14 protein-coding genes are annotated in these 15349 nt (G+C 70.1%); 5 read left to right on the forward strand and 9 right to left on the reverse strand.

Annotated features, from left to right (window positions below):
* Positions 1 to 207 precede the first annotated feature (207 nt).
* The 7 genes from Q5762_RS27870 to Q5762_RS27900 all read right to left on the reverse strand — a co-directional run bounded on the left by Q5762_RS27870 (position 208) and on the right by Q5762_RS27900 (position 5835).
* A complete protein-coding gene (locus Q5762_RS27870) occupies positions 208 to 1596 on the reverse strand; it encodes an 8-oxoguanine deaminase (protein WP_315895000.1) in 1389 nt (462 codons plus the stop codon).
* A 48-nt stretch (positions 1597 to 1644) separates the two neighbouring features.
* The gene (locus Q5762_RS27875) at positions 1645 to 3141 is read right to left on the reverse strand and encodes a nucleobase:cation symporter-2 family protein (protein WP_315895001.1); all 1497 of its coding nucleotides are present in this window, start codon (positions 3139 to 3141) and stop codon (positions 1645 to 1647) included.
* 69 nt (positions 3142 to 3210) lie between these two features.
* Entirely contained in the window at positions 3211 to 4134 is a 924-nt protein-coding gene (pucL, locus tag Q5762_RS27880; RefSeq protein WP_315895002.1) for a factor-independent urate hydroxylase, read from the reverse strand.
* A 5-nt stretch (positions 4135 to 4139) separates the two neighbouring features.
* Positions 4140 to 4529, reverse strand: a complete 390-nt coding sequence (gene uraH / locus Q5762_RS27885) for a hydroxyisourate hydrolase (RefSeq protein WP_315895003.1) — start codon at positions 4527 to 4529, stop codon at positions 4140 to 4142.
* Positions 4526 to 5047, reverse strand: coding sequence for a 2-oxo-4-hydroxy-4-carboxy-5-ureidoimidazoline decarboxylase (gene uraD, locus Q5762_RS27890; RefSeq protein WP_315895004.1), 522 nt, complete (start codon positions 5045 to 5047; stop codon positions 4526 to 4528). Before uraD ends, uraH begins: the two co-directional genes overlap by 4 nt.
* Before the next feature lie 156 nt (positions 5048 to 5203).
* Complete coding sequence (locus tag Q5762_RS27895; protein WP_315895027.1) at positions 5204 to 5542, reverse strand: helix-turn-helix domain-containing protein; 339 nt, start codon at positions 5540 to 5542, stop codon at positions 5204 to 5206.
* A gap of 44 nt (positions 5543 to 5586) precedes the next feature.
* Entirely contained in the window at positions 5587 to 5835 is a 249-nt protein-coding gene (locus Q5762_RS27900; RefSeq protein WP_315895028.1) for a hypothetical protein, read from the reverse strand.
* Positions 5836 to 5975: 140 nt separating this feature from the next.
* On the opposite strand from Q5762_RS27900, the gene Q5762_RS27905 reads away from it, so the two are divergent.
* From Q5762_RS27905 to Q5762_RS27920, 4 genes are all read left to right on the forward strand, one after another.
* Positions 5976 to 6827: a TIM barrel protein gene (locus Q5762_RS27905; protein WP_315895005.1), complete on the forward strand. Its 852-nt coding sequence runs from the start codon at positions 5976 to 5978 to the stop codon at positions 6825 to 6827.
* Between the two features lie 56 nt (positions 6828 to 6883).
* Positions 6884 to 7774: a 2-hydroxy-3-oxopropionate reductase gene (locus Q5762_RS27910; RefSeq protein ID WP_315895006.1), complete on the forward strand. Its 891-nt coding sequence runs from the start codon at positions 6884 to 6886 to the stop codon at positions 7772 to 7774.
* 181 nt (positions 7775 to 7955) lie between these two features.
* Positions 7956 to 9413, forward strand: a complete 1458-nt coding sequence (locus tag Q5762_RS27915; RefSeq protein WP_315895007.1) for a catalase — start codon at positions 7956 to 7958, stop codon at positions 9411 to 9413.
* A gap of 478 nt (positions 9414 to 9891) precedes the next feature.
* A complete protein-coding gene (locus Q5762_RS27920; RefSeq protein WP_315895008.1) occupies positions 9892 to 10557 on the forward strand; it encodes an HNH endonuclease family protein in 666 nt (221 codons plus the stop codon).
* On the opposite strand, the gene Q5762_RS27925 is transcribed toward Q5762_RS27920, so the two are convergent.
* Positions 10493 to 11695 carry an MFS transporter gene (locus Q5762_RS27925; protein ID WP_315895009.1) on the reverse strand — a complete coding sequence of 401 codons (1203 nt, stop codon included), beginning with the start codon at positions 11693 to 11695 and terminating at the stop codon, positions 10493 to 10495. The two genes, Q5762_RS27920 and Q5762_RS27925, sit on opposite strands and share 65 nt — an antisense overlap.
* 307 nt (positions 11696 to 12002) lie before the next feature.
* Between Q5762_RS27925 and Q5762_RS27930 the strand changes: the two genes are divergently transcribed.
* Positions 12003 to 13037: a transcriptional regulator gene (locus Q5762_RS27930; RefSeq protein ID WP_315895010.1), complete on the forward strand. Its 1035-nt coding sequence runs from the start codon at positions 12003 to 12005 to the stop codon at positions 13035 to 13037.
* Here the strand turns inward: Q5762_RS27930 and gcl are convergent, their stop codons facing one another.
* Entirely contained in the window at positions 13038 to 14825 is a 1788-nt protein-coding gene (gcl, locus tag Q5762_RS27935) for a glyoxylate carboligase (protein WP_315895011.1), read from the reverse strand.
* Between the last annotated feature and the right edge of the window lie 524 nt (positions 14826 to 15349).

Genomic DNA, 15349 nt, shown 5'->3' on the forward strand with positions numbered 1-15349 from the left:
GGATACCACGGGGGACTTCGGGTACTGCGGGTCGCGCGGCTCGGGGGTGCCGCTCGTCGCACCCCGGGAGGGGGGCGCGATTCGACCGTCCGGGGGGTGCCGTACCTCTTTACGTACGGCACCCCCCGTCCGGCCGGCCGCGGACCCCGCTCGGGTCCGCGGCGACCGACCAAGGGCCGTCCCCCTCGGTCGGACTCCTTGGGGAGGTCAGCCCTGGGCCGTGATCCGGGCCAGGCGCTGCGCCTCCGCGCGCGCGTCGCGGGCGATGGCGTCCTCGTCCGCGAACAGCAGGCGGTTGTTCTCGACGATCTGCTTGCCGTTGACGAACGAGGCCGTCACCGGGGCAGCGGCGCCGAACACGATCGCGGTGACCGGGTCGGCGATCGACGAGTGGCCGAGGCCGTCGATCTTCCACAGCACGAAGTCGGCGAGCTTGCCGGCCTCGAGCGAGCCGATGTTGTCGGCACGGCCGAGGACCTGCGCGCCACCGTACGTACCGAGGCGCAGGGCCTGGCGGGCGTTGAGGGCGTTCTCGCGGTGCGCGCCGAGGCGGTTGATGAGGAGCGCGTTGCGCAGCTCGGTGTGCAGCTCGCCCGACTCGTTGGAGGCGGTGCCGTCGACGCCGAGGCCTACGGGCACGCCGGCGCGCAGCATGTCCGGGACCCGGGCGATGCCGGCGGCGAGCCGCGCGTTGGAGGACGGGCAGTGGGCGACACCGGTCTTCGTACGGGCGAAGGCCTCGATGTCGGAGTCGTTCATGTGGACGCAGTGCGCCATCCACACGTCCTCGCCGAGGAAGCCGGTCGACTCGAAGTAGTCGGTCGGGCCCATGCCGAAGAGCTCGTGGCAGAACTTCTCCTCCTCCACGGTCTCCGAGCCGTGGGTGTGCATGCGCACACCGAGGCGGCGGGCCAGCTCGGCGCCCTCCTTCAGCAGCCGGGTGGAGATGGAGAAGGGGGAGCAGGGGGCGACGGCGACCTGGGTCATCGCGTCGAAGGAGGTGTCGTGGAACTTCTTGACCGTCTCCTCGGTCGCGGCGAGCGCGCCGTCGGTGGTCTCGACCGCGAAGTCCGGCGGCAGGAAGCCGTCCTTCTCGCTCATGTCCATGGAGCCACGGGCGAGCGTGAAGCGGACGCCCATGTCGCGGGCGGCGCCGATGATGGCGCCGGACAGGTCGCCGGAGTTCTTCGGGTAGACGTAGTGGTGGTCCATCGCGGTGGTCACACCACCGCGGGCCATCATCGCGAGCGAGCCCTGGGCGGCGACGCGGGCCATCGACTCGTCGATGCGCGACCAGGTGGGGTAGAGCGCGACCAGCCAGTTGAAGAGGTTGTGGTCGGTGGCCAGGCCCCGGGTGATCCACTGGTAGAAGTGGTGGTGGGTGTTGACCAGACCGGGCGTCACCAGATGGCCGGTGGCGTCGATCCGGCGGACCACGTTCTCCAGGCCCTCGGGCGCCTTGCCGGCACCGATGGACTCGATCTTGTTGCCCGCGACGACGAGGTGGCCGGTGGCGTACTCGGTGTCGTTGGCGTCTACGGTCGCGATCGCACAGTTCTCGATGACAATGCGCTCGACGGTCGAAGGTGCTGCCATGGCGGTGCTTCCTTCATTCCTCGGGGGTGGTGTGGGCACGGCAGGACCCTAGGAGGATTTGAGTGCCGGAGCCGCGTGACGGGTCCGGGTGCCGAGATGGTGGAAGAAAAGGTTGAGCGTGACCGCGACGAGCGCTCCGGCGCTGATGCCGGAGCCGAGCACGGTCTGTGCCCAGGCCGGGAAGTCGGCGTAGAAGGTGGGCGCGGCGAGCGGGATGATGCCCGCTCCGAGCGCGACGGCCACCAGGATGATGTTGGAGCTGTCGTCGAGTCCGGCTTCCGAGAGGGTACGGATTCCGGAGACGGCGATCGAGCCGAAGAGGACGATACCGGCACCCCCGAGGACCGGCATCGGGACCATCGACACGACCGCTCCGAGGACCGGGAAGGCGCCGAGGACCAGCAGGGCGCCACCGGCGACGGCGACGACGTAGCGGGAGCGGACCCGGGTCAGCGAGACCACTCCGACGTTCTGGGCGAAGGCCGAGGTGGGGAATCCGCCGAAGACGGGGCCGATCAGGGTGGCGATCCCGTCGGTCCGCAGGCCCCTGGTGATCGTACGGCCGTCGCTGCGGCGCTCGCATATCTCGCCGAGGGCCAGCATGCCGGCGCTCGACTCGGTCATGAGGACCAGCATCACGATGCACAGGGAGAGGATCGCGGCGGGCTGGAACTCCGGCGCGCCGAAGGAGAACGGGCCGGGCAGCGCGGCGACCGGCGCCTCGCGGAGCGCGGTGAAGTCGGCAAGACCGAACGGGATCGCGGCGAGCGTTCCGATCAACAGGCCGAGCAGCAGGGCGACTTGCTTGACGAAGCCCTTGCCGAAGCGCTGGAAGAGCAGGATCACGACGAGCGTGAAGCCGGCCAGCGCGAGGTATTTCATCGCGCCGAAGTCGGCGGCTTCCTTGTTGCCGCCCTGGGCCCAACTCACCGGTACGGGCATCAGGGTGACACCGATGAGGGTGATCACCACGCCCGTGACGAGCGGCGGGAAGAAGCGGAGCAGCCGGCCGAAGAAGGGTCCGACGGCGAGGCAGAAGACGCCGGCGACCATCACCGCGCCGTAGATGGAGGGCAGTTGGTGGCCGGGGGCGCTGGTCTCGGCGATCGCCAGCATCGGGGCGATGCCGGCGGACGAGGCCGCGTTGACGAACGGGAGCCGGTTTCCGGCGAAGCGGCCGGCCCCGATCGTCTGGAGGATGGTGGCACAGCCGGCGATGAGCAGGCTGGCGGCGATGAGCCGGGTCATTCCGGCGGCGTCCAGGCCGACGGCCTGGCCGATGATCAGCGGAGGGGTGACGACGCCCGCGTACATCGCGGCGATGTGCTGGAGCGCGGCGGGAACGAGCCGCGCGGCGGGGAGCTTCTCGTCCACGGGGTGGACGGCCGCCGGGTGGGCCTCGGCCGGGGTGACCTCGGCCGCGATGAACTCGGCCGCGATGGCCTCGGTCGCGATGGCCGCGGTCGAGGTGCGCTCGTGCGAGGTGGCCGGCGGGGTGGAACACGGGCCTTCTGCGGATGCCGGCCCCGTTGCGGGCTGTGCCATGGGTACGTCCCTCCGGTGGTGGCCGCCCCCGCCCGACTGCGGGCGGGCGGGGGCGGCCACGTGGTGCCGCTAGAGGTTGGTCATGTCGACCGGGATCTGCGCCGTGGCTCCGTCGCGCAGCACGGTGGCCTCGATGAGGCCGTACGGGCGGTCGGCGGCGAAGTAGACCTCGTTCTCGTTCTTGAGCCCGAAGGGCTCGAGGTCCACCAGGAAGTGGTGCTTGTTCGGGAGCGAGAAGCGGACCTCGTCGATCTCCGAACGGTGGCTGATGATCCGGGTGGCCATCTGGTACAGCGTCTGCTGCAGCGAGTACGAGTACGTCTCGGAGAAGGCTTCGAGCATGTGCTTCCGGGTCTGCTCGTAGGACCGCTCCCAGTTGGGCATCCGCTGCTCGTCGTCGGTCCAGTTGAACCGCCACCGGCTGGACACCTGCGTGGCCAGGATGCGGTCGTACGCCTCCTGGAGCGTCGTGTACTTGTCCTTGATGTAGCCCCAGAACTCCGAGTTGGTGGAGTTCATGACGACGAGGTCCTTGAGGCCGGAGATGACCTCCCACTTCTCACCGTCGTACGTGATCTGGGTGACGCGGGTCTCCTGGCCCTTGCGGGCGAAGGAGTGGTTGACCTCGTCGGAGCCGATGAACTTGGAGTTGGCGTCCGAGCTGGCGATCCGCTCCCAGGAGTACTCCTCGATCCGGATGCGCGCCCTCTTGATCGGCTCCTGGCTCGTCACGAAGTGACGCGCCAGGTGGATGCCGAACTGCTCCGCCGACTCGATCCCGTACTCCTTGGCGAAGGCGTAGACGGTGTTCTTCGTCGTGTCGGTGGGCAGGCAGTGGGCGTTGGAGCCGGTGAGGTGGACGTCGTCGAGGTCACCGGAGAGGGCGACCGAGACGTTCAGGTCCTTGATGTGGTGGGTGGCGCCGTCCCGCGTGATCTTGACGACGCGGTTCTCTGCTTTGCCGTACTGGTTCTGGCCGAGAATCGTGGGCATGTCTGCTAGCTCCCTCGGTAAACGGAGTAGCCGAACGGGTTGAGCAGCAGCGGTACGTGGTAATGCTCGCCCGGAGTCACCGCGAAGGTGATGGTCACTTCCGGGAAGAACGCGCCGCTGTCCCTTACGCGGGGGGCGTCCTGCTGCGCCTCGGCTTGCTTCTTGGAGAAGTAGGTCTCGACCTCGAAGTCGAGACGTACGTGGGTGGTGCCCTCCGGCAGGGCCGGCAGGTCCTTGCAGCGCCCGTCCGCGTCGGTGGCGGAGCCACCGAGCGTGACCCACTGCGCGTCGGAGCCGCTACGGGCCGCGAGCGTGATGGCCACGCCCTCGGCGGGGCGGCCGATGCTGGTGTCCAGGATGTGGGTGGACACCGAAGCGGTGGTGTCGGTGCTCATGCGCTCTCTTCCTCAGCACTCTCTACGAGACGGGTCAGGCGGATGCGGTTGATCTTGCCCAGTTCGGTGCGGACGATCTCCCGCTCCGCCTCGGGCGAGTTCTCGATCCGCTCGCGGACCGCGTCGCGCATCTGCTCACCGGTCTTGCCGGTGGCGCAGATCAGGAAGACATGACCGAACTTGTCCTGGTAGGCCAGGTTGAGTTCGAGCATCTCGGCCTTGAGCTCCTCGGAGGCGCCGGCCATCCCGCTCTGCTCGCGGGAGGAGGTCGGGTCCCCTGCCTTCGGACGACCGATCGGCGGGTGGCCCGCCATCGCCTCGGCCAGATCCTCCGCGGTCAGCTCGGCCATGGCGGCGTCGCTGGCGAGGAAGAGGGCTTCGACGGTGGTGTACGGGCGCTGGGCGAGGATCTTGCTCCCCCACGCCGAACTGGAGCACACCTCGTGGAGGGCGGCGACGGCGTCGCCGTCCGCGGAGGTGTTGAACCGGGTGAGGCCCGGTGTCGTACCTGAAGTCACGGGAAGCCTCCGTGGCTGTTTTTCGCTGTGCGTCGGACGGGCTGCGGATAGCTAACGCCCTTTGCCGACACCACGTCAACACTTTGTTGAAAACTCGGGGACACAAAAGCCGTCGTCCCGACATCCGGACGACGGCTCCTGTCCACACATGATCAACTAGCCGTTCTCGGCGGCCTTTTCCCTGCTCAGGGCGGTCTCCCGGTTCAGGTAGTTGTACACGGTGAAGCGACTGACACCCAGTGCCCCGGCCACCGTCTCCACTCCGTGTCGTACGGAGAAGGCCCCCCGCGCCTCCAGCAGCCGGACCGCTTCCTGCTTGGCCTTGCGGTCGAGCTCGGCGAGCGGCATCCCGTGCCGCCGCTCCATGGCGGCCAGAATGTGATCAAGCGAGTCCGAGAGCTGCGGCAGCCGTACGGCGAGCACGTCCTCGCCCTCCCAGGCGAGCACGACATCGTCGGGCGTGGCCTGCTCGGGCCCCAGTATCTCCGCACCCATCGCGTCGACCAGCGGCTTCACGGCGGTGACCAGCGGGTGTTCGGTCACGACTCCTCCCCGAGGACGTTGACCTGGAGGGAGACACGGGTCGCGCCGGCCGCCAGGGACCGGCGCAGCAGCGCGTCCACGGCGGTCAGCACCGCGTCGGCGTCACCTTCCGCCGTATTGCCGAAGGGGCCGACATCCACCGCGTCCAGTTCGGCCGACTGGATGACCTCACGTGCCACGACCGCGTGCTCCGGCGCCTCGTCCAGGTCGAAGGGCTCGGTCGTGAACTCCACTCTCAAACGCACCATGGCCCCACGCTACTGGCCGGAAGTGGGCCGACGGCAGCCCTGAGCTGCCGGACCCTCTTGACAAGCGCGCGGCTCCCCTTGCAACATTCCGTCAGACAGAAAGTTACTTCCGCAATACGGAAGGAGCGCCGCCCCTCATGGCCCGCTTCTCAGAAGGCGCAGTCACGGACCAGCGCTTCGATGTGAACCTGTCGATCCTCTTCACGGAACTCCCGCTCCTGGAGCGCCCCGCGGCCGCAGCCGCGGCGGGCTTCACGGCGGTCGAGCTGTGGTGGCCCTGGATCGACACCGCCACCCCCGCCCAGAGCGAGCTGGACGCCCTCAAGAAGGCTCTGGACGACGCCGGCACCCAGCTGGTCGGCCTGAACTTCTACGCCGGGCAGCTGCCGGGTCCCGACCGCGGCGCGCTCTCCGTGCCCGGCGAGGAGTCGGACCGCTTCCGCGCCAACATCGACGTGGCGGCCGACTTCGCCGCCTCGGTCGGCTGCAAGGCGCTCAACGCGCTCTACGGCAACCGCGTCGAGGGCGTCGACCCGCAGGTCCAGGACACCCTCGCCCTGGAGAACCTGGTTCTGGCGGCCCGCGCGGCCGACCGGATCGGGGCGATCCTGCTGATCGAGACCCTGAACAAGCCGGAGTCGCCGCTCTACCCGCTGGTGAGCGCCCCCTCGGCGATCGAGGTCGTCGACAAGGTCAACGCGGCCACCGGACTCGGCAACGCCAAGTTCCTCCTCGACATCTACCACCTGTCGATGAACGGCGAGGACGTCAGCCAGGTCATCGCCGAGTACGCGGCCAAGACCGGCCACGTGCAGATCGCCGACAACCCGGGCCGTGGCGCGCCGGGCACCGGCGAGCTCCCCCTGGAGCAGCTGCTCGACGAGCTCAAGAAGGCCGGTTACGACGGCTGGGTCGGCCTGGAGTACAAGGCCGCCGACGCCGCCGCGTCCTTCGGCTGGCTGCCCGCCGAGGGCCGCGCGGCCCGCTGATCCACCGGATCCGCTGACCTCCTCCCCCGTACCACCAGTTTTCGAGAGGCACCCTCATGAGCAACCTCCCCAGCATCGCGTGGATCGGCCTCGGCATCATGGGCTCCCCCATGTCCGAGAACCTGATCAAGGCGGGCTACTCCGTCACCGGCTTCACCCTCGAGCAGGACAAGCTGGACCGCCTCGCCGCGGCCGGCGGCTCCGTCGCCGGTTCGATCGCCGAGGCCGTCAAGGACGCCGACGTGATCGTCACGATGGTGCCCGCCTCCCCGCAGGTCGAGGCCATCTCCTACGGCCCCGAGGGCATCCTGGAGAACGCCAAGCAGGGCGCGCTGATCATCGACATGTCGTCGATCACCCCGCAGACCTCGGTCGACCTGGCGAAGAACGCCAAGGAGAAGGGCATCCGCGTCATCGACGCCCCGGTGTCCGGCGGCGAGGCCGGCGCCATCGAGGCCGTCCTGTCGATCATGGTGGGTGGCGAGCAGGCCGACTTCGACGAGGCGCTGCCGGTGCTTGAGGCGCTGGGCAAGACCATCGTCCTCTGCGGTCCGCACGGCTCCGGCCAGACGGTGAAGGCCGCCAACCAGCTCATCGTCGCCGTCAACATCCAGGCGTGCGCCGAGGCCGTGGTCTTCCTGGAGAAGTCCGGCGTGGACCTCAACGCCGCCCTGGACGTCCTCAACGGCGGTCTGGCCGGCTCCACGGTCCTGACCCGCAAGAAGGACAACTTCCTGAACCGGGACTTCAAGCCCGGCTTCCGGATCGACCTGCACCACAAGGACATGGGCATCGTCACCGACGCCGCCCGCAACGTCGGCGCGGCCCTCCCGGTCGGTGCCGTCGTCGCCCAGCTCGTCGCCTCCCTGCGTGCGCAGGGCGACGGCGGCCTGGACCACTCGGCCCTGCTGCGCGCCGTCGAGCGCCTCTCCGGCCAGCAGGTCTGACCGCAGGTCCGACCCCAGATTTCCGGGCGGCGGCGGCGCTGACAACCTGTCCTGTCGCGCCCAGGCGCCGTCGCCGCCCGGAACACCACCCTTCGCTTTCAACAAACTGTTGACGTTTGCTTCAGCGGCTCCTTACGCTCCTGACACCGTCACCAGTGCAGCTCCCGTACGGAAGGTCACGATGTCGAAGCGCGTGCTTACGACCGAGTCCGGCGCCCCCGTCGCCGACAACCAGAACTCCGCCACCGCCGGCGTCGGTGGCCCCATCCTGCTCCAGGACCAGCACCTGCTGGAGAAGCTCGCGCGCTTCAACCGTGAGCGGATCCCGGAGCGCGTGGTCCACGCCCGCGGCTCCGGCGCGTACGGCTACTTCGAGGTGACCGACGACGTCACCGGCTTCACCAAGGCCGACTTCCTCTCCGAGGTCGGCAAGCGGACCGAGACGTTCCTCCGCTTCTCCACCGTGGCCGACTCGCTCGGTGGCGCGGACGCCGTCCGTGACCCGCGCGGCTTCGCGCTGAAGTTCTACACCGAAGAGGGCAACTACGACCTCGTCGGCAACAACACCCCGGTGTTCTTCATCAAGGACCCGATCAAGTTCCCCGACTTCATCCACTCCCAGAAGCGCGACCCCTTCACGGGCAAGCAGGAGCCGGACAACGTCTGGGACTTCTGGGCGCACGCCCCCGAGGCGACGCACCAGGTCACCTGGCTGATGGGCGACCGCGGTATCCCGGCCTCGTACCGTCACATGAACGGCTACGGCTCGCACACGTACCAGTGGACCAACGAGAAGGGTGAGGCCTTCTTCGTCAAGTACCACTTCAAGACGAACCAGGGCATCCGCTCCCTCTCCGGCGACCAGGCCGCCGAGCTCGTCGGCAAGGACGCGAACTCGCACCAGACCGACCTGCTGCAGGCCATCGAGCGCGGCGTGAGCCCGTCGTGGACCCTGTACGTCCAGGTCATGCCGGCCGCCGAGGCCGCCGAGTACCGCTTCAACCCGTTCGACCTCACCAAGGTGTGGCCGCACAGCGACTACCCGCTGCAGCGCGTGGGCCGTCTGGTCCTCGACCGCAACCCGGACAACGTCTTCGCCGAGGTCGAGCAGGCCGCGTTCTCCCCGAACAACTTCGTCCCGGGCATCGGCCCGTCGCCGGACAAGATGCTCCAGGGCCGGCTCTTCGCCTACGCGGACGCCCACCGCTACCGCCTCGGTGTCAACCACACCCAGCTGCCGGTGAACGCCCCGAAGGCGACCGTCGCCGACAACTACGGCCGCGACGGCCACATGGCCACCCGCCAGGGCTCGCGCCACGACAAGAACTACGAGCCCAACTCGTACTCCGGTCCCTCGCAGACCGACGAGGCGCTCTCCGCCCCGCTGGCGATCCACGGCTGGACGGGCACCCACGCGGCGCCCGAGCACGCCAAGGACGACCACTTCTTCCAGGCCGGTGAGCTCTACCGCCTGATGTCCGAGGACGAGAAGAAGCGTCTGGTCGCCAACATCGCCGGTGGCCTGTCGCAGGTGTCCCGCGAGGACATCATCGAGAAGAACCTCGCGCACTTCGCCGCCGCCGACGCGGACTACGGCAAGCGCGTGGCCGAGGCGGTCCGCGCGCTGCGCGAGGACTGATCCACGGCGGTATCCAGACCGCGTACGGCATATGACGGGAGGTCAGATGTCGTACGCCGTCCGGACCGACGGCCCGGATGAGGGGTGGCCGGCGGTACGGACAGCGTGAGGACCGCGGCGGTGCGCGAGCCAGTGCGGTGGTAAGGGCGGACCAGGCCCCTTCCTGACCTGAAGGAAGGGATCACCCGGTCCACCCGTCGGCGCCGCCGCGGTCCCAACGCCCCCTTCGGGGAACCCAAGACTCCGCCCGGCGGCGCGAACGTCCTGTCGCGCCAGCCTCGCACCGTCGGGCGGGCACAACGAGAGCGCGGAACCAGGTTTACGGTCCCTGGTTCCGCGCTCTTCTGCGTTCCCGCTCGGCTGCCGTCCGTACGGGACATCAGCGCATCGTTTCTGCGGTGAAGATCCACACCCGCACGGGCGAGCGCACCGCGATTCACCGCATGTGCGCCCCTCCCCCGCGGCTATCCACTCGTACGTGATCAAGAACCTGGTACGGGGCCTCGCCCCGCTCGCGCTCATCCTGTCCCCGCTCGCCGTGCCCTCCCCGGCCATGTCGGCGAGCGTCGTCCTCTTCCCCGACGCCCTCGCCGACCTCACCGAGGCGACCGAGGATCCGGCCGGCTTCCAGGTCTCCGCCTTTCCGCACTGGAACGCCGGCCTCGACGCGGCCGACGGCTGCGACACCCGCGCCGAGGTCCTCCTGGAGGAGGCCGTCGACGCCCCCAAGACCGGCCCCGGCTGCGCCCTGACGGGCGGGAAGTGGACCTCGTACTACGACGGCCAGACCGTCGGCGACCCCGCCGCCCTCCGCGTCGACCACGTCGTCTCCCTGAACGAGGCCTGGGAGTCGGGCGCCTCCGGCTGGACGGCGGCCCGGCGCGAGAAGTACGCCAACGACCAGGGCTCGCCCGGCACGCTCGTCGCGGTCACCGCGCGCAGCCAGAAGGACAAGGCCGGCCGCGACCCCGCCGACTGGGTGCCGTCGGCGTCCACCCAGTACTGCCGCTACGTCGCCGAGTGGGTGGGCACCAAGCTGCGCTGGGGCCTGAGCGCCGACAAGGACGAGGTGGAGGCCCTCAAGCTGTTCGCTGACGGTCCTTGCGAGGAGACGGTCGTGGTCCGCTCCAAGGCCCCTCGGTGAGGGCGAGCGTCAGCGTGACGGCGAGCGAGGCGAGGGCGAGCACCACCATCGCCGTGCGCGGTGAGGTGGCCTGGGCGACGGCGCCCGCGAGCGCCGCGCTCAGCCCCTGGAGGGCGAGCATGCCGGAGGTGTGCAGCCCGAGGGCGTGACCGCTCAGCTCGTCCGGTACGAGGGCCATCAGCCGCTCCTGGTACAGCAGGCTCGCGCCGTAGCCGACCGCCGAGACGGTCACTGCGGCGAGCGCGAGCGGCAGCCCCGGGTCCAGCGCGAAGAGCAGGAACGGGGCGGCGAGGAGGGCCTGCAGCGGGGCGGCGAGCGGGCCGCGGAGCCGCCCCGGGACGAACCGGCCGACGATCGTGTCCCCCACCAGCATCCCGAGCGCGCCGCAGGCGAAGAGCAGCCCGGCGCGCTCGGGGTCGTACGGCACGAAGAGCGACTCGCAGCCGACGATCAGCCCGTTGGGCACCCACAGCGCGACGTACACGCGGCGGCGGGCGCGGGACGACCACAGCCGCCGGTTCGTCCGCCAGGTCTCGGTGGCCGAGGCCCGGCCGGTCGCGCGCGGGGCGCGCCGGGAGAGGCCGAGGCGGGCGAGGAGGGCGGCGGCGAGACAGAGGGCGGCGCCGGTCAGCAGGGTGCCGCGGGGAGAGAGCAGGGCGACGAGCAGCCCGCCGGTCGCGAACCCGGCGATCTGGCAGCCGCCGACCGCCATGTTCATCACCGAGCGGCCGAGCAGGTAGCCGTCGCGGGGCAGGATCTCGCCGAGAAGTCCGTACCGCACCCCGCCGCCGACGGAGCCGACGAGCCCCTGGGCGAGCAGGATCGCGAAGACCGCCCCGATCGGCAGGCCGGGCACGGCCGTCGCGGCGCTGCCCACGGCGAAGAACAGCGCCATGCCGGCCAGCGCGGCGCGCGGCGGCAGCCGGTCGGCGGCCGAGAGGAGCGTGGCGGCACCGAGGAGCTGGGCGAGCGAGGGCCCGAAGAGCGCGAGGGAGGAGAGGAGCGGGGAGCCGGTCTGCCGGAAGACGAGCGTGGCGAGCCCGAGGCCCGCCACCGTCTGGGCGGCGACCTGGACGGAGCAGGTGAGGAAGAGGGGGATGAACTCGGGCGTACGGAAGAGCTCGCGGTAGCTGCGCATGCGGCGGAGTCTGCGGGGGCCGATGACACGGCCGATATTGTTTCGCGGGGAGGCGAAACGGACGGGGCGTCGCGAGCCCCCGTTGTGGGCATTCGTTCCTCCCCCAGACTTCGTCAGGGGGGACCCCCAGGCGATGGGGATCCCCCCTGCTCGACCGAAGCCGAGAGCTTGGGGGAGGGTGGGCACAACGGGCGGCGCCCTTGCCGGGCCCAGGCTCCCGGTCCCTAGGGCCCCCACGGGTGCGGCGCCGTCCCGTGTGCCCACCCGCCCAGCGGGACTGATGCCCACAACGGCGGGGGGGGCTGGCATGGGATGGTGGCAGGTCGACGCGGACGCGCTTGCGGGCGGGCGGTTTCTGATCTCCCCGCTGGCCGAGACCACCGCCGCGCTGCAGACCCTGGACCTGCGGAAGGCCGCGCACCCGGGCGAGCGGGCCTGGCTGGAGGCCCATCTGCCCGCCTACCGGGCCCGGTTGGCCGCCGCGCCGCTCGACGCCCTGCTCGTCCGGGCGGCCCTCGGCACCTCGTGGAACGCCGACTTCGTGACCCCTACCCCGTCGGGCGACGAGGAGCCGGGCTTCGAGGAGGAGCTGAGCCGGATCCGCGCGACCCCGCCCGCCGCGGCCGTTGCGGACCTGGCGGTGTCGCTGGGCGGCCCGGTGCCCGAGCCGCTCGCCTCGGCCACCGATCTGCCGTACCGGATGGCCGAGTTGCTCACCTGGGTGTGGCGGGAGACGGTCCTGCCGACCTGGCCGAGGCGCCACCGGATCCTGGAGGCGGACGTACTGGCGCGCACGGCACGGTTGACCCGGGGAGGGTGGGCGGCGGCCCTCGACGAGCTCAGCCCCGGCCGGACGCGCTGGCTCGGCGACGGTCGGCTCCAGGTCAACACCCGTGACCACCCCCCGCGTTCGGTCGTCGGCGGCCGGCTGCTCTTCGTGCCGGTCACGCCGAGCCGGGGATGGGTGTCCTGGGAGGGAACGGAACGCTTCGCGATCGTCTACCCGTGCGCGGGAGCCCTCACGGACGTGGAGGGACCGGCCGTCCCCTCCGCTCTCGCGGCGCTGCTCGGGAACGCGCGCGCCGGGGTACTCGTACGGCTCGAATCACCGCTGTCCACCAGCCAGTTGGTGGCGCTGACGGGACAGGGCCTCGGGTCGGTGGGGCGGCATCTGAAGGTGCTGCTCGACGCACGGCTGGTACGACGGCGGAGGGCGGGACGCTCCGTCCTCTACGACTGGACGGCGGCGGGCGCGGCCCTCGTACGGGCTCAGAGTGCGCGGGCACAGAGCGGCCCCCGCTCCGGTGCTCTCGGAACGGGGGCCGGTACCTCTACAGGCTGATCAGACCTTGAGAGCCTTGATCGCGGTCGGCGCGTGGCCGGGCTCCGTCGCGAGCTCCTCGAACTCGGTGACGTCGCTCATGTCGACCGTCTTGCTCATCGCGATGTTGGTGATGCGCTCCAGGATCGCCTCGACGACGACCGGGACCTGGAACTCGACGGCCATCTTCTTGGCCTGCTCCAGCGCCTCGCCAAGCTTCTCCGGGTCGGTGACGCGGATCGCCTTGACGCCCAGGCCCTCGGCGACCTTGACGTGGTCGACGCCGTAGACGCCGATCTCCGGGGTGTTGATGTTCTCGAACTCGAGGTTGACCTCGAAGTTGATCCCCAGGCCGCCCTGCGCCTGACGGATCAGACCCAGGTAGGCGTTGTTCACGAGGACGTGGACGTAGGGGACCTTGTGCTGGGCGGCGACCGCCAGCTCCTCGATCATGAACTGGAAGTCGTAGTCGCCGGAGAGCGCGACGACCGGGGTCTCCGGGTCCGCGGTGGCGACGCCGATCGCGGCCGGGATGGTCCAGCCGAGCGGGCCGGCCTGGCCGCAGTTGATCCAGTGGCGCGGCTTGTAGACGTGCAGGAACTGCGCCGCCGCGATCTGGGAGAGACCGATGGTGGTGACGTAGCGCGTCTCCGGGCCGAAGGCCTTGTTCATCTCCTCGTACACGCGCTGAGGCTTGATCGGGACGTTGTCGAAGTGCGTGCGGCGCTGGAGGGTGGCCTTGCGCTCCTGCGCGGAGGCGGCCCAGGCGGAGAAGTCCGGCAGCTTGCCGGCGGCCTTCCACTCCTTGGCGATCGCGACGAAGAGCTCCAGCGCGGCCTTGGCGTCGGAGGCGATGCCGTAGTCCGGGGCGAAAATCTTGCCCAGCTGGGTGGGCTCGATGTCGACGTGGACGAACTTCCGGCCCTTGGTGTAGGCGTCCATGTTGTAACCGGTGTGGCGGTTGGCCCAGCGGTTGCCGATGCCGAGGACGAAGTCCGACTCCAGGAACGTCGCGTTGCCGTAGCGGTGCGCGGTCTGGACGCCGACCATGCCGGCCGCCAGCTCGTGGTCGTCCGGGATGGTGCCCCAGCCCATCAGGGTGGAGATGACCGGGACGTTGATCAGCTCGGCGAACTCGACCAGCAGGTCGGTGGCGTCGGCGTTGATGATGCCGCCACCGGCGACGATCAGCGGCCGCTCCGACTCCAGCAGGAAGCTCAGGGCCTTCTCGGCCTGCGCGCGGGTCGCGGACGGCTTGTAGACCGGCAGCGGCTCGTACGTCTCCGGGTCGAACTCGATCTCGGTCAGCTGGACGTCGATCGGCAGGTCGATGAGGACCGGGCCGGGACGGCCGGAGCGCATCAGGTGGAAGGCCTGCTGGAAGACGCCGGGGACCTGCGCGGCCTCCAGGACCGTGGTGGCGGCCTTGGTGACGGGCTTGGCGATCGAGGCGATGTCGACGGCCTGGAAGTCCTCCTTGTGGAGCTTCGAGACCGGGGCCTGGCCCGTGATGCAGAGGATCGGGATCGAGTCCGCGATCGCGGAGTACAGGCCGGTGATCATGTCGGTGCCGGCGGGGCCGGAGGTACCGATGCAGACACCGATGTTGCCCGCCTTGGCCCGGGTGTAGCCCTCGGCCATGTGGGACGCGCCCTCGACGTGGCGGGCGAGGGTGTGAGCGATGCCGCCCACGTTCTTGAGCTCGCGGTAGAAGGGGTTGATCGCCGCGCCGGGCACGCCGAACGCGTTGGTGACGCCTTCGCGCTTGAGGATCTCAACGGCCGCTGCGGCGGCGGTCATACGAGGCATGGGAGGGCTCCTGCTTCGGCCAGGCGGAAACGGGTGCACCACCGGCTCGTGGGCTCGTTTCCGTATTGCGGAAGTATTGTTCTACTATGTGGAAGCAATGTAGGTCGGGGGATCGAGGGCCGTCAAGGGAGGGCGCTCGGACGTTGGCCGAACTCCCTCCCCTCGCGTGGCGGATTGGTGGACGATGGGGGCGGAAGGCAGGGGGTTGGACGTGGGGTTCGGTGTGGGTGACTCGGTTCCGGTGCGCTGCCCGGAATGCCTCCGTACACAGCAGTACGCGGCGCCGGTCTTCCCGTGCGCGTGCGGCATCCCTGTCGTGCCGCCCGTGATCCCCGGGGCGACCGGCGAACCGGTCACACACCGCAACTGGACGGACGAATGGGTCACCGTCCGCTGCGCGGCCTGCGGCCGCGAGGACGAATGGCCGCACCCGGAGCTCGGCTGCACCTGCGGCACGGTCCTCCGCGTCCCGGTCCTGGCCCCGGACACGGTCGTCCCGGAGCAGGGCCGGCGCCCTGGTACGG

Source organism: Streptomyces sp. P9(2023) (genome assembly GCF_032436795.1).
GTDB lineage: Bacteria > Actinomycetota > Actinomycetes > Streptomycetales > Streptomycetaceae > Streptomyces.

Coding starts and splice junctions, on each gene's coding strand:
- gcl (WP_315895011.1), bottom strand. CDS start 14,825: ATGCCTCGTATGACCGCCGCCGCAGCGGCCGTTGAGATCCTCAAGCGC.
- pucL (WP_315895002.1), bottom strand. CDS start 4,134: ATGCCCACGATTCTCGGCCAGAACCAGTACGGCAAAGCAGAGAACCGC.
- Q5762_RS27915 (WP_315895007.1), top strand. CDS start 7,956: ATGTCGAAGCGCGTGCTTACGACCGAGTCCGGCGCCCCCGTCGCCGAC.
- uraH (WP_315895003.1), bottom strand. CDS start 4,529: ATGAGCACCGACACCACCGCTTCGGTGTCCACCCACATCCTGGACACC.
- Q5762_RS27930 (WP_315895010.1), top strand. CDS start 12,003: ATGGGATGGTGGCAGGTCGACGCGGACGCGCTTGCGGGCGGGCGGTTT.
- Q5762_RS27905 (WP_315895005.1), top strand. CDS start 5,976: ATGGCCCGCTTCTCAGAAGGCGCAGTCACGGACCAGCGCTTCGATGTG.
- Q5762_RS27895 (WP_315895027.1), bottom strand. CDS start 5,542: ATGGGTGCGGAGATACTGGGGCCCGAGCAGGCCACGCCCGACGATGTC.
- Q5762_RS27875 (WP_315895001.1), bottom strand. CDS start 3,141: ATGGCACAGCCCGCAACGGGGCCGGCATCCGCAGAAGGCCCGTGTTCC.
- Q5762_RS27925 (WP_315895009.1), bottom strand. CDS start 11,695: ATGCGCAGCTACCGCGAGCTCTTCCGTACGCCCGAGTTCATCCCCCTC.
- Q5762_RS27910 (WP_315895006.1), top strand. CDS start 6,884: ATGAGCAACCTCCCCAGCATCGCGTGGATCGGCCTCGGCATCATGGGC.
- Q5762_RS27870 (WP_315895000.1), bottom strand. CDS start 1,596: ATGGCAGCACCTTCGACCGTCGAGCGCATTGTCATCGAGAACTGTGCG.